The following is a 12,479-nucleotide window of genomic DNA, read 5'->3' as shown; positions in this document are numbered from 1 at the left end:
TTGTGAGGCTAATTATGTGGAAGTTAGATATTTGTTATCAATGGATTGTGAGAGTACTGCTTGTCATACCTATATTATCATTTAATACCTACGCAGCAGTGACCCTGGATCGAACTCGGATTATTTTTCCTGGGGATGTGAAATCGATTAATATCAAGATAACTAATGATAACCCAGAAGAGGCGTATCTCGCACAAAGTTGGATTGAAGACCAACAAGGTAAGAAGCTAACAAAAGGAGCGTTATTGGCTACGCCGCCACTACAACGCGTAGAGCCGAATAGCCAAAGCTTAGTTCGCTTGAGTCTGACGCCTTTATTTAGTCAGTTACCGCAAGATAGGGAATCCGTATTTTATTTTAATTTGCGAGAAGTCCCGCCTAAATCTCATGATGCGAATACCTTACAAATTGCTTTGCAATCGCGAGTGAAGCTTTTTTATCGACCTCCGTCCATTTTAGCCAAGTCAGAAACAAACTGGGCACATAAGGTCACATTAATGAAAACGAATAAAGGGTATCAGCTCAATAATTCAACGCCTTTCAATTTGACGGTTATTGGCTTGGGTAATAACCAAAAACAGTCGGAACAAAGCCAATTTGAAGTGGTGATGGTGCCGCCTAAATCGACTCAAGAGTTTATTTCCCAGCCACTAACAAGACCTCATTTAACCTATATCAATGATTATGGCGGAAAACCGACTTTGGCTTTTCATTGCCAACAAGACGTTTGCACAGTGGTGGATGAACATTAGTTAGCTGAGGGGGATATACGCCTAGCATCAATAATAGAAGGAGTAATGCATTGATAAAGCATATGCTTATTGGTCTATTTTTCATCAGTGGCATGATAGGAGTGATGGCTTCAGCGAACGGACTTTTAAATCATACTGCGGTGAATGAATCACATTATGAAGATTTAAATAGTGGATGGTTAGAAGTGAGCGCTCGATTATTCAATTCGCCTTGCCACTTAAAAATATCAACCTCAGCGGTGATGTTGACTCAATGTGGCGCAGGCGGTGCATTTTCTGCGGATAAAACGCAAACAACGCCCGCACAAATACGCTTCTATGATGTGCAGAATGGAAATGTTACGGCCATAGAGAAAATGAATTTATTAAACGGTAATAATTTTATTCACCCACCTGTTTCAATGCATAAATCGAATTTATTACGGTTGGAGGTGGTTTATGAGTAAGGCCATTTTACTTTTAAGCCTTGTGGTTCCTATTTTTGGTTGGAGTAAGGAAAGCCTAGATGTGGAATTTAGTGGTATTTTAGTCAATAAAACCTGTCAGTTAGCGGCTGATTCCATCAATAAGCGGGTAAAAATTGAAAATATACGTTTGAAGTCGATTAATGACAATATTCCTAGTGATATCACACCATTTTTTATCACGATTGAAAAATGCAGCCAAGCCGACCTTAATAAGATGATTAAGATTACCTGGAAAAGCCCAAAACAAGTCACTGTAGAGGGAGGGAATTACCTTGGAACGGATGGAAGTAGTGGTGTACTGCTTGGTGTAGTTGATAAGCAAGGCGCACTTGTTACTTGGGATAAATCGATTGAGGTAACACCTGTTACGGTTACAGATGGAAGTCAGCAATTGGAATTTGGTGTATTTGTGCGTAAAAATCCGTTGAATGAAGCAAAAAAAGGGGTTTTCTCAAGCTCAGCGACTTTTTCATTGGAGTATGAGTAATGAATACAATCAATTGGTTATCTAAATTTGTTTTGTGTTTTTTATTCCTCCCATTTATGTCTAAGTCGGATGTTTTAATCGATGTGAGCGCGACGTTAGTCGACCCAGCCTGCCACCTGCGTAGCGAAGATAACAGTTCACCGTTAAAAATCAATTTTGGGGTGATTAATATACCGCATAACTCTGATGATATTTCCCAATCCCATACATTTCCATTGTATTTAACTGGCTGTAATTGGAATAAATCACTCGGTATTATGATTAACCCCAAAAATAGTAACACTATGGTTTATCAAGGAAAAAGTATTTTATCCACTAGTACTGATGGCCTTGGCATTAATATCAATAATATAACTGGTGGTGTGGCTCATCCACTTGAAGTTAATCAAATTCAACAAATATTTCCAGAACAAATAGATGCCACTTTACAGCGAATTATTTTACAAGCTGAGCTCGTCAATACCCTACCAGCGAGCCAACTCCGTGCTGGAAAATTTAGTGCTATTGCCATGATTTCGGTCACTTACTATTAAGGCGGTAATATCGGTTATGTCTAATTTTCAAATCCTGTTTCAGGCGGTTTCTAGCTCTATGGTGAAAATACCATTTCCCTTATTTTTTAAGGGAGAGTTTTTTAAACAACCATCTAGCTTATTAATGTATTTTCTGGTGGCCATTCTTAGTTTGTATGGAATGAATGCTCATGCAGATTATGCATCTCGAATACAAAATTCCAATTCAGGTTATTCAATTCGGATCGATAGTAATAGTGTTATTGAACCCGTTGCACGAGTTGGTTCTGATGGCAAAAATTATTATCGTGTAGGAAACCCTATTGTTATTGACGGTAATAGTGCTCAAGTGAGTGTGTCTGGCTTGGTTGATTGTGTTGGGAGACGATGGGGGAGCAGCAATACAAGAATTCATTCATCACAGGCATTTCATCGTTTGTTTATGTATGTAGCTTCTGCGGGAGTCACGATTGATGGAAAAACAGCCTACCGGATCAATAACAATTTAGTGATGACGGTGGAAACTCCAATAATGAATTGGATAAATATTGATGCAGGAATGTGCTCATATGCTTATGTGGGGCTTGTTAGGGCTGCCCAAGAGTTTACCAGTCAATTTCCAGTTACTATTACATTTTTTATTAATGAGCAAATTATTGATGGAAAACTGGTTATTCCTGCAATGGATTTAGCGGGCTATGTTCGCGCTTTTACTGAGCCTAAAGCAGTGCCACCCTTTGATAGCTGGCCTTTATCTGACTCAACAGTGCCAATGCGTCTTGCCGCTTCTCAGTTAAATGTGAAAGCAATGTGCTCCACGCAAACGAGCTCTGGGCAGGCTAGTACCGTCAATTTGCGACACGGTCAATTAAGTAGTATTCATTACGATAGCTTGGTGACGGAAAGTATCAGATACACGTGCAAATTTGCTGCCTTAACGAAGGTAAGGTTACGGTTAGACTATGTGACAGATGGCGACCCACAAAAGCGCTTGCCAATGAAAGATGCTTCAAATAGAACGATTTACAGTAAGTTAGACATTGTGGATGAACAAACCGGCGCGACAGGTACAGATATTCGTGTGGGAATTCATTCAAATCGCACTATTTATATTCGTAGTCGTATTCAAGGAAATAATGCAGACGCAGGAAGTTATCAAGGGTCTGCATGGTTAATTGCCACATTTGACTAAATTGAATTTTTGAATGGTTAGGTGTTATCCACTAATTCTCTGAATAAAACTGGATGGACTTTGCCCTAACCATTTTTTAAACATGGTCGAAAAAGACCCAACGCTGCTGTAGCCTAAATCAAATGCGACCTCAGTAATGGATTTACCTGCAGAAATATGGGTAATCGCACTTAATAAGCAAGCTTGCTGCCGCCAGTCAGAGAAAGATAACCCCGTTTGAGCACCAAAAAAACGGCTAAATGAGCGCTCACTTTTATGTAGTTTTGCCGCCCACTCCTGTGGTAATGAGGTGATTTGTGGCGCTTTTAGGAATTCCCGACACAACTGGGCTAAATGTTCATCTCGTGGGATGGGGGCGTAGAAAGGCAGGGGCTCTGCTTGTGCAATTTCATACAAAATCAATTGGTACATCACACCATCACGACCATTTAAATCATATTCAATTGGGGTATCAACTGCTTCAAGCAATAGCTGACGAAGTAAGGGGGAAACCCTGAGTACTTCGCATTTGTTTCCCCTACGTGGAGCGGCTTTGGGCTCAATGTATAAGCTACGCGTACTGACATTCAACATGCGCGTTTCATGAGGTGTATTACAGGGGATCCAAACACCACTATCAGGCGGTATGACCCACTCGCCATCTGCGGTACTCACTTCAATCAAGCCTGTCGCACCATATAGAAACTGGGCACGGCGGTGAACGTGAGAATCAAGCAGCACGTTTGGTAAATAGTCTGTTCCGATAGCTAAAACATCACGCGGAGTTGCATCGACAGTTTTCAGAGGAATATTTCGCATAGGAATTTTTCTTGGCTGAGATTCAAAAGTTATTATCTATTTTCTGAATATAGGCAATTTTTATTGATATAACCACATGTTTTCCGTGGTTGGCTGAAATTCCAATGTGTTTGGCAGGTTTTCGAAAGTTGGTAAACAGGGAAATGTTTACCCTATCGCGGCAACCTAATGTATGCCAGAGGTAGAGTTATCATGGAAAATTATTACGATCAGGCGGGTAGTGAGAGTCTGATTGAACCCCTAACCCGTCGTCGGTTTATTCAAGGCAGCTCTGCGCTCATGGCTGTCCCATTTATTGCGACAAATACTGTTGCATCGACAGCAGAAAACCCGAATATCATCCCAACCACAACGCTGCAAAATGAAGGTGAGCGAGTGGTCTCCACCTGCAGTAGTTTTGACTGTGGTGGCAAATGTGATATTCGAGCACACGTTAAAGAAGGCGTGGTGACACGAATTAGTACCCGTCCAGATGCCGATTTAGACGAAGAGATGCCAATCATGCGTGCTTGCGTGCGTGGCCGCAGTTACCGGAAGTTCGTTTATCACCCAAATCGCCTGAAATACCCAATGAAAAGAGTGGGCAAGCGTGGAGAAGGGCGCTTTGAGCGAATTAGCTGGGAAGAGGCGACAACCTTGATTGCAGACAACATGCAGCGCATCAACGCCCAATATGGCCCTGCATCGCGCTTTGTTAGCCTCAGCACTGGGGTAACAGGGGGAATTTTCTCCGGTGCCAATATGTTGCGTCGGCTGTTTAATATCACGGGTGGTTTTTTAGAAAATTACCACTCAGTGAGCAATGGCAATACCATGGCGGTTACGCCTTATACCTATGGCACGTCAGCAAGTGGTAGCACGCTAGATACATTAGAAAATACGCCATTGGTGATCCTGTGGGGACATAACCCGAACGAAACCATTTTTGGTCATACGAATCATTATTTCCAAAAAATGAAAAAAAATGGCACCAAATTTATTGTTGTTGACCCACGTTACTCGGATACCGCATCGTCATTAGCGGATCAGTGGATCCCCATTTTGCCGACAACAGATAATGCGATGATGGATGCCATGATGTATGTGATCATCAGCGAAGGCCTGCATGATCAATCTTTTATCGACAAATTCACTATTGGTTTTGATGAGCACCAGATGCCCGACGGCATCCCTGAAAATGAGTCATTAGTGGCATATTTAATGGGGAAAAAAGATGGTGTGGTGAAAACTCCTGAATGGGCAGAACCTATCACCAAAGTCCCCGCTGATACCATTCGTCAACTGGCTCGCGAATATGCCAATACAAAACCGGCGGCCTTAATGCAAGGTTGGGGGCCTCAACGTCACATCTGTGGTGAACGTTCCGCCAGAGGGGCCACTCTGTTAGCCACAATTACCGGAAATGTAGGCGTAAAAGGGGGCTGGGCTGCGGGCTATGGCATGGCTGTGACCCCTGATTTACGTAAAACGTTAGCGGGCCCTAGCCTATTTGAAAACCCAGTTAAAGCGAAAATCAATATCACCAATTGGGTGCAAGCTTGTGAAGATAAAGCATTAGTTACGCCAGATAACGGTTTAAAAAACGCGGAAAAACTCGATACGGAAATCAAAATGATTTTTTCGTTAGCGGGTAACTATATGACTAACCAGAACCCCGATATTTTGCATGCTGCTAAAGTTCTGGAAGATGAAAGTAAAGTTGAGTTTATCGTTTACAGTGACTTATACATGACACCCAGCGCCAAGTATGCCGATATTTTACTACCTGAAACCAGCTTCTTAGAACGCTGGAATGTGGGGGGAACATGGGGAACGGGCAACTACATTATTTTATCGGAAAAAGTCGTTGAGCCTGAATTTGAGCGGCGTAGTGACTATGAGTGGTTGCGAGAGGTCGCTGAAAAACTCGGCGTTGGCGAGAAATTCAGTGAAGGGCGTACAGAAAAACAGTGGATTGAGTATTTAGTCAATGACGCTCATCAAAAACGCCCAGAAGATGGCATTCCAACTTTTGATGAGCTACTGGTTAAGCGTCGCCATTTGTTAAAACACAAACCGCATGTGGGCCATGTCGCCTTCGAAAAAAATATTAACGATATCGAGAATAACCCGTTTGAAACACCATCTGGAAAAATTGAGATTTTCTCTCAGCGTCTTTATGAACGCAATGATGTGGATATCCCTGCGTTATCCCATTATGTGCCTGCCATTGAAGGACCAGAAGATGAACTAGCTTCCCGCTATCCATTGCAATTAATCACTTGGAAAGGTCGTAATCGTGCCAATTCAACGCAATTTGCTAACCCGTGGCTACAAGAAGTGCAGCGCCAAGAGTTGTGGATCAACCCAATTGATGCCAAACGGCGAAATATCACGGATGGAGAGCGCGTCAAAGTGAATAACGACCGCGGTATCACTATGGTGCCCGTCAAAATCACCCAGCGGATTATGCCCGGAGTGGTGGCTTTACAAGCAGGAGCATGGTGGCAACCTGATGAAAATGGCGTTGACCAAGGCGGTTGCGCTAACGTTTTAACATCAGCCCGTAGCACAGCAATGGCACATGGAAATGCCCATCAAACCTTATTGGTGGAGGTAAGCAAAGCATGAGTAAATTTCACGTTTATCCCGCTGTAAGCAGCAAACAGCTTGGTTTTTATATTGATTCTGCACGTTGCTCAGGTTGTAAAGCCTGTCAAGTTGCCTGTAAAGACAAAAATAATCTTGATGTGGGGCGCAAATATCGTCGCGTATACGAAGTCGCTGGTGGTGAGTTTATTGAAAATGGTACGGGAGGACTGGTGAATAACGTCTTTGCTTATACGTTATCCATTTCCTGCAACCACTGCGCCGACCCAATGTGTGTGAAAAACTGCCCGACAACGGCGATGCACAAGCGTGAAGGGGATGGCATCGTGATGGTCAATACAGACAAATGCGTAGGTTGTGGAACTTGCGCTTGGTCTTGCCCATATGGCGCACCGCAAATGAACCCTGAAACCAAACAAATGTCGAAATGTGATTTTTGCATCGACCTGCAACTAAAAGGGGAGCAACCCGTCTGCGTCGCCACATGCCCATTAGGGGCCATTCAGTTTGGCCCAATAGATGAACTCAGACAACGTTATGGCGAGCTGGCGGATGTCCGTGGGTTGCCAGACTCATCGATTACCCATCCCAATTTAGTGATCCACCCACATCTTGGGGCTGGTCGCACTCAAAACTCACAAGGAGAAGCCAAATGAATGAATGGCCATTATTGTTATTCACATTTTTAATGCAAACATCCATTGGGTTGAGTGTGATGTTAGCGCTTTTTGCGAAAAAATTATCAGCGGTTTTACCTCATAAAACGAATACACAATTTTTGCAGCAATACGTGTTTGTTGCCTGTGTATTTGCGGGGGTAGGTTTATTGTCTTCAATCACCCACTTAGGGGTTCCTTTGAATGCGCCTAATTCTTTGTTGAATATCTTTTCATCGTGGCTAAGCCGTGAAGTGGTTTTGACTGCGACCTATTTTGCTTTTCTTGGGCTGACTTTTTTGTGGCTATGGTTCAAAAAGGAATTGTCATTTCTGCTGCTTGGTTTGGCTATCATTGCTGGGTTATGTGATGTGTATGCCATGGCTTCAATTTATCGTTATACATCAATGTTAACGTGGATGAATGATAATACTTATTTGATGTTCTACGGCACGATGCTTACAGCAGGAGCTGCTGGGTATTATTTATTAATCGATTTGTTATTGCGCTTCCATGCAGGCTCGCCAGCGGCTCAAGTCTCAACGTGTGGGTTATGGGTGCTATGGGCGGTTATTGGCATTAGCTTATTAATCCGTTTAGTTTATCAGCCGATCTATGAAAATTACTTAGTTAGCACGAGTTATCATAATGAATCGATTACATTTCCTATCGACTCTATTCATGCCTACCAAAGGATTTGGTCGCTGCGTATCACTAGCTGGGTAGTTGGAATACTGGCGGTGATTTTATTGGGATATGGATTATTTCGCCATATGCGACAGACTGCGAGTGGGGTTATGACTTCGAGCAGCAAAGGGTATTTAGTGGTGGGTTTTGCGGCTGCCATAATTGCTGAATTTATGCTGCGTTACTGTTTCTATACTATTCATCTGTAAATAAATAACAGTTTATCGCTTAGGAAATTACCTTTTTCATGATCCATTTTTCACACTACGCAGCAGCGTTTAATATCTTAGGCACTTGCTATTTATTTTCTCCAAATGATGATGCAAGCCATTATGCGATAAGTTTCTTCAAGCTAAATGACTTTGCATCTCAGTGGCCTTGTAAAATCAGTACTCAGCTTAGCGAACGCATCTCGGCATCGCTAAGCATCGAAATAGCGACGCTGCATACTCAGTGGACAAATTTATTTATTGGGCCTGAAGCATTACCTGCTCCGCCATGGGGCTCGGTATACCTCGACCCTGAAGGCGTATTACAGGGCTCTTCGACACTGGCGCTGAGCGAGTTTTTACAACGAGAGCGTTTAAAAATTCAGACGCGTTATCCAGAGCCTTCTGACCATGTTGGTTTAATGTTATTTCAAGCGGCAGTTTTGGCTTCACAAGTCAGGGAGGCAGCATTAAAAGAATTGCTAAATGACCATTTGGGGAGTTGGTTACCCCAGTTTTCTCAGCAATTAAATCGAACAACATGTAGCCCGTTTTATAACGCATTAACAGAATTAGCGCTGGTTACTGTAAGGTCATGTATATAATATTGTTCAGTATATTTGACTGTTTAATGGTTAATTAAACGTAATATTTGAATGGGTGAAAAGTTAACAAAATTTAATTAAATGAAAATTGATTTAGTTATAAGAAATGCAAATTAAAATGATTCTTACTTTACCTTTCTAAGCCATAATGCATTTTTAAGTCATACTACTTAATGATGTTTTTGGATATCCATAGGGGGTATAAAGTGGTCAATTTATTAAATCGTTTGTTGTCCCATGAAGATGCTGGCAGGTTGTTATTGCGTCTTTCCGTCGGTGGGCTCATGTTATTTCATGGTATGAGTAAATTAATGACAGGGGCGAGTGGTATTAAAGCGCTGCTAGCTTCTTATGGCTTACCTGAATTTATCGCTTATGGAACAATTTTAGGTGAAGTTGTTGCGCCTATTTTCATTATTTTAGGGATTTTAACTCGCCCATCTGCATTATTAGTTGCCTTCACTATGGTGATTGCATGGCTGATGATTGGGCTAGATAAAACATTCGTGCTTGATAAAACAGGTGCATGGGCGATTGAAAGTATTGTGTATTTCTTCTTGAGTGGTATCGCATTGGCATTTTTAGGTGCGGGTAAATATTCCATTATCAAAAACCCGAACTGGCGATAAATCCGTTTTTCTTTCGTGTTTGACATTGCCTTTGAAAAAAGACCATCAAAAATGTTCTGATGGTCTATTTTTTTGTCTAAAAAATGGTCGTTTCAAGATGAACGATATTTTTGAAATATTGGTAGTTTAAGCCATTTTAGCTATAATGGATATTCAAGCTACTTTATATTGTAGGTGATGTATGGAAACTATCTCAGCACAAGTTGCTAAAAATCAATTTGGTGATTTATTGATGAAAGTTCAACGTGCACCTGTTGAAATAAGCAAGCACGGTAAACGTGTTGCTGTTGTTATCTCTCCGGACGAATATGACCAGCTTATGCAATTAAAATTACAGAGCCTAAAAACGGTTTTGGCGGAGTCTATTGCACAAGCAGAACGCGGTGAATTTCATAGCATTGATGATGTATTTGCCCCGCTAACCATGGACGAACTTGAAAATAAGGCTTAAGGATGAGCGTTAGGTTTACTCATAAAGCAAGAGAGCATATCCGCTCAATCAAGCTTTATTCTATGCGTCGTTGGGGAGTTAATGTTGCCGAAGCTTATGCCAACTCATTACGAGTAACAATGACAGACATACTTGCCCGACAGCCATCCCTTGGTCGTGATCGTAGTGAAGATTTGTATTTGGGCGTCTTTAGCTTCCCTGTTGAAAGCCATATTATTTATTATCGAAAAGCGCTTGAAGGCATTGAAGTGCTGGCGGTATTACATCATACACAGGATTCAAACTCTCATTTATAAAAATCCGGGTGGTAATAAGCTTTATTGTTAATTATTTAATATTATTAAAGAAAAAGACCATCAAAAATGTTCTGATGGTCTTTTTTTTTTGAATCATGATAGTCAATTATTTGCTAGCACAATTGTACGCAAAAACTCGTCTAATAATCGGCTGTCACGGCAAGCGGGCTCAGGAAATTGCATTCGCTCTGCGTTGGCAATAACTTCCAAAACGAGCTTATCAATAGCTGGTCGCCTCGCGCCATAATCACTTTCAACTGCTTGGTGCTTAATAACCAGCAATTCATCTATCTCTGTGAGTACCTTGTTATCGGTAACTGTGGCCGCGACTAATTCAGAAAATGCCATTGGTGGCATGCTCTTACTTACTTCTATCCAACGCAGGGCTAATACCGCACGCAGCAGATAAAGATATTTTTTCAGTTTAACGCGCTCACCTTTAAAGTCAGTATGTAAATTACGCTTACTTATTGATAAATAGTGATAGCGTGATTTTAATGGTGAATAAAATTGCGCAGCCAGTTGCTCCAGTTGAGCAAAAAATGCTTCATCCTTAAAATAAACAATGGGTGAATGCAACCACTCTATTAATGCAGGGTTAGAATTACGCATTAATTTCAATGCCTTAGATAGCTCCCAACCCGATACATCCAGCTCATCATCAATTGGCTTTTCTATCACATCGCGCTTTTTATCTAGCGTTAGGTACCAATCAAGTTTGTGAACATAGATAAATCGAACATCATAGTCGCTGTCGCGGGAGGCAAAGCCCCAACCGCGACTTCCAGACTCACACGCAAATAATATTTTAACGTGATGAGTTTCTTCTATTTCTTTGAGTGTTTTACCTATCCGTTCTTTCATCAGCACGGATACACTTTCATGGTCAGTTTCCATGCTTTCTCCTGTTACTTTTTATCTTTAACCCTTCACACACACCACTTGGCGTAGGGTATGAACAATTTCTACTAATGATGATTGCGCAGCCATTACTGCGTCGATGTCTTTGTACGCCATCGGTATTTCGTCAATCACATCACTGTCTTTACGGCATTCCACATGGGCGGTCGCCATTTTTTGGTCGCTGACTGAGAAACGTTTTTTGGCTTCTGTTCGGCTCATTACACGGCCTGCGCCGTGGCTACAGGAGCAAAAACTTTCTTCGTCACCTAAACCGCGCACGATAAAACTTTTGGCTCCCATAGACCCTGGAATGATCCCCATTTGGCCTTTTCGAGCCGACACGGCACCTTTTCGGGTTACCAGTACTTCTTCACCAAAGTGCTGCTCTTTTTGCACATAGTTATGATGGCAATTTACGGCTTCTTGTTCAGTGATAAACGGTTTTGGAATTTCGCGTGATAGTGCTTCCAGCACGCGGTGCATCATCACTTCACGGTTATGGCGAGCAAAGTCCTGCGCCCAACTTACCGCTTCCATATAGTCATTAAAATGCACGCTTCCTTCTTCGAAATACGCAAGGTCTCTATCTGGCAAATTAGCGATATGCTGTTGCATATCTTTTTGCGCTAAGGTGATAAACAGATTACCAATCGCGTTTCCTACACCACGTGACCCGCTATGAAGCATTACCCACACGCGGTCTTGTTCATCTAAGCACAGCTCAATAAAGTGGTTCCCCGTTCCCAATGTTCCTAAGTGGTTGTAATGATTGGTTCCACGCAGTTTTGGGTATTTATCACAGATACGTTTGAACTCTTCATCCAAATGCGCCCAGTGGGTATCGACAATATCCGGTGTACGATGCCAAGCTCCTTTATCACGTCCATGTCGATGTGTAGTTCGACCGTGCGGAACCGCGGCTTCAATAGCAAACCGGATGTTTTGCAAGCTATCCGGCAAATCCGATGCCGTTAAGGACGTTTTTACCGCAATCATCCCGCAACCAATATCCACGCCAACCGCCGCAGGAATAATGGCGCCTTTGGTTGGGATCACGCTCCCGATGGTTGAACCTTTCCCAACATGTACATCAGGCATTACCGCAAGGTGCTTAAAAATAAACGGCATTTTAGCGGTGTTTTGTAGTTGTGTTACCGCTTTAGGATCTACAGGCACACCGTTGGTCCACATTTTTACAGGTACGCCATTTTCTTGAATTAATTGATTAAAGTTATTGTTATTCATT

15 protein-coding genes are annotated in these 12,479 nt (G+C 42.1%); 12 read left to right on the top strand and 3 right to left on the bottom strand.

Annotated features, from left to right (window positions below; all coding sequences use genetic code 11):
• Positions 1–14: 14 nt before the first annotated feature.
• The 5 genes from PR834_RS14200 to PR834_RS14180 are packed head-to-tail and all read left to right on the top strand — an operon-like array spanning position 15 to position 3,410.
• Positions 15–752, top strand: a complete 738-nt coding sequence (locus tag PR834_RS14200) for a fimbrial biogenesis chaperone (protein ID WP_226617120.1) — start codon at positions 15–17, stop codon at positions 750–752.
• Between the two features lie 50 nt (positions 753–802).
• The gene (locus tag PR834_RS14195; RefSeq protein WP_136134395.1) at positions 803–1,198 is read left to right on the top strand and encodes a fimbrial protein; all 396 of its coding nucleotides are present in this window, start codon (positions 803–805) and stop codon (positions 1,196–1,198) included.
• Positions 1,191–1,706 (top strand): fimbrial protein, encoded by a 516-nt coding sequence (locus tag PR834_RS14190; protein ID WP_196725134.1) that lies wholly within the window; start codon positions 1,191–1,193, stop codon positions 1,704–1,706. The genes PR834_RS14195 and PR834_RS14190 overlap by 8 nt, the downstream gene beginning before the upstream one ends.
• Positions 1,706–2,239, top strand: a complete 534-nt coding sequence (locus PR834_RS14185; protein ID WP_262960806.1) for a fimbrial protein — start codon at positions 1,706–1,708, stop codon at positions 2,237–2,239. Before PR834_RS14190 ends, PR834_RS14185 begins: the two co-directional genes overlap by 1 nt.
• A gap of 16 nt (positions 2,240–2,255) precedes the next feature.
• A complete protein-coding gene (locus PR834_RS14180) occupies positions 2,256–3,410 on the top strand; it encodes an adhesin (protein ID WP_272536728.1) in 1,155 nt (384 codons plus the stop codon).
• 24 nt (positions 3,411–3,434) lie between these two features.
• On the opposite strand, the gene PR834_RS14175 is transcribed toward PR834_RS14180, so the two are convergent.
• Positions 3,435–4,208, bottom strand: a complete 774-nt coding sequence (locus tag PR834_RS14175; RefSeq protein WP_094961426.1) for an AraC family transcriptional regulator — start codon at positions 4,206–4,208, stop codon at positions 3,435–3,437.
• 192 nt (positions 4,209–4,400) lie between these two features.
• Between PR834_RS14175 and PR834_RS14170 the strand changes: the two genes are divergently transcribed.
• The 7 genes from PR834_RS14170 (at position 4,401) to PR834_RS14140 (ending at position 10,330) form a co-directional block, all read left to right on the top strand.
• Positions 4,401–6,818 (top strand): DMSO/selenate family reductase complex A subunit, encoded by a 2,418-nt coding sequence (locus tag PR834_RS14170; protein WP_272525487.1) that lies wholly within the window; start codon positions 4,401–4,403, stop codon positions 6,816–6,818.
• Positions 6,815–7,453 (top strand): DMSO/selenate family reductase complex B subunit, encoded by a 639-nt coding sequence (locus PR834_RS14165; RefSeq protein ID WP_004261008.1) that lies wholly within the window; start codon positions 6,815–6,817, stop codon positions 7,451–7,453. The genes PR834_RS14170 and PR834_RS14165 overlap by 4 nt, the downstream gene beginning before the upstream one ends.
• Positions 7,450–8,349: a dimethyl sulfoxide reductase anchor subunit family protein gene (locus tag PR834_RS14160; protein WP_272525488.1), complete on the top strand. Its 900-nt coding sequence runs from the start codon at positions 7,450–7,452 to the stop codon at positions 8,347–8,349. Before PR834_RS14165 ends, PR834_RS14160 begins: the two co-directional genes overlap by 4 nt.
• 38 nt (positions 8,350–8,387) lie before the next feature.
• On the top strand, positions 8,388–8,954 hold the full coding sequence (locus PR834_RS14155; RefSeq protein ID WP_094961423.1) for a molecular chaperone TorD family protein: 567 nt from the start codon (positions 8,388–8,390) through the stop codon (positions 8,952–8,954).
• A gap of 173 nt (positions 8,955–9,127) precedes the next feature.
• On the top strand, positions 9,128–9,583 hold the full coding sequence (locus tag PR834_RS14150; RefSeq protein WP_004260983.1) for a DoxX family protein: 456 nt from the start codon (positions 9,128–9,130) through the stop codon (positions 9,581–9,583).
• Positions 9,584–9,764: 181 nt separating this feature from the next.
• The gene (locus PR834_RS14145) at positions 9,765–10,034 is read left to right on the top strand and encodes a type II toxin-antitoxin system Phd/YefM family antitoxin (protein WP_110592491.1); all 270 of its coding nucleotides are present in this window, start codon (positions 9,765–9,767) and stop codon (positions 10,032–10,034) included.
• A 2-nt stretch (positions 10,035–10,036) separates the two neighbouring features.
• Positions 10,037–10,330 carry a type II toxin-antitoxin system RelE/ParE family toxin gene (locus PR834_RS14140; protein ID WP_272536727.1) on the top strand — a complete coding sequence of 98 codons (294 nt, stop codon included), beginning with the start codon at positions 10,037–10,039 and terminating at the stop codon, positions 10,328–10,330.
• A gap of 102 nt (positions 10,331–10,432) precedes the next feature.
• Here the strand turns inward: PR834_RS14140 and PR834_RS14135 are convergent, their stop codons facing one another.
• Together PR834_RS14135 and PR834_RS14130 are read right to left on the bottom strand one after the other, a co-directional pair.
• The gene (locus tag PR834_RS14135; RefSeq protein ID WP_262960801.1) at positions 10,433–11,227 is read right to left on the bottom strand and encodes a nucleotidyltransferase domain-containing protein; all 795 of its coding nucleotides are present in this window, start codon (positions 11,225–11,227) and stop codon (positions 10,433–10,435) included.
• Positions 11,228–11,251: 24 nt separating this feature from the next.
• On the bottom strand, positions 11,252–12,478 hold the full coding sequence (locus PR834_RS14130; RefSeq protein WP_272536726.1) for an RtcB family protein: 1,227 nt from the start codon (positions 12,476–12,478) through the stop codon (positions 11,252–11,254).
• Position 12,479 lies beyond the last annotated feature (1 nt).

This window comes from Providencia sp. PROV182, assembly GCF_028480325.1.
GTDB classification, from domain to species: Bacteria; Pseudomonadota; Gammaproteobacteria; order Enterobacterales; family Enterobacteriaceae; genus Providencia; species Providencia hangzhouensis.
The sequence above is the reverse complement of the archived record's forward strand: the minus strand, read 5'-3'. Positions and strand labels throughout refer to the sequence as shown.

Excerpts from the sequence above, each read along its gene's own strand:
- PR834_RS14200 (WP_226617120.1), top strand. The coding sequence starts at position 15 with ATGTGGAAGTTAGATATTTGTTATCAATGGATTGTGAGAGTACTGCTT.
- PR834_RS14190 (WP_196725134.1), top strand. The coding sequence starts at position 1,191 with ATGAGTAAGGCCATTTTACTTTTAAGCCTTGTGGTTCCTATTTTTGGT.
- PR834_RS14185 (WP_262960806.1), top strand. The coding sequence starts at position 1,706 with ATGAATACAATCAATTGGTTATCTAAATTTGTTTTGTGTTTTTTATTC.
- PR834_RS14180 (WP_272536728.1), top strand. The coding sequence starts at position 2,256 with ATGTCTAATTTTCAAATCCTGTTTCAGGCGGTTTCTAGCTCTATGGTG.
- PR834_RS14175 (WP_094961426.1), bottom strand. The coding sequence starts at position 4,208 with ATGCGAAATATTCCTCTGAAAACTGTCGATGCAACTCCGCGTGATGTT.
- PR834_RS14170 (WP_272525487.1), top strand. The coding sequence starts at position 4,401 with ATGGAAAATTATTACGATCAGGCGGGTAGTGAGAGTCTGATTGAACCC.
- PR834_RS14165 (WP_004261008.1), top strand. The coding sequence starts at position 6,815 with ATGAGTAAATTTCACGTTTATCCCGCTGTAAGCAGCAAACAGCTTGGT.
- PR834_RS14160 (WP_272525488.1), top strand. The coding sequence starts at position 7,450 with ATGAATGAATGGCCATTATTGTTATTCACATTTTTAATGCAAACATCC.
- PR834_RS14155 (WP_094961423.1), top strand. The coding sequence starts at position 8,388 with ATGATCCATTTTTCACACTACGCAGCAGCGTTTAATATCTTAGGCACT.
- PR834_RS14150 (WP_004260983.1), top strand. The coding sequence starts at position 9,128 with ATGATGTTTTTGGATATCCATAGGGGGTATAAAGTGGTCAATTTATTA.
- PR834_RS14145 (WP_110592491.1), top strand. The coding sequence starts at position 9,765 with ATGGAAACTATCTCAGCACAAGTTGCTAAAAATCAATTTGGTGATTTA.
- PR834_RS14140 (WP_272536727.1), top strand. The coding sequence starts at position 10,037 with ATGAGCGTTAGGTTTACTCATAAAGCAAGAGAGCATATCCGCTCAATC.
- PR834_RS14135 (WP_262960801.1), bottom strand. The coding sequence starts at position 11,227 with ATGGAAACTGACCATGAAAGTGTATCCGTGCTGATGAAAGAACGGATA.
- PR834_RS14130 (WP_272536726.1), bottom strand. The coding sequence starts at position 12,478 with ATGAATAACAATAACTTTAATCAATTAATTCAAGAAAATGGCGTACCT.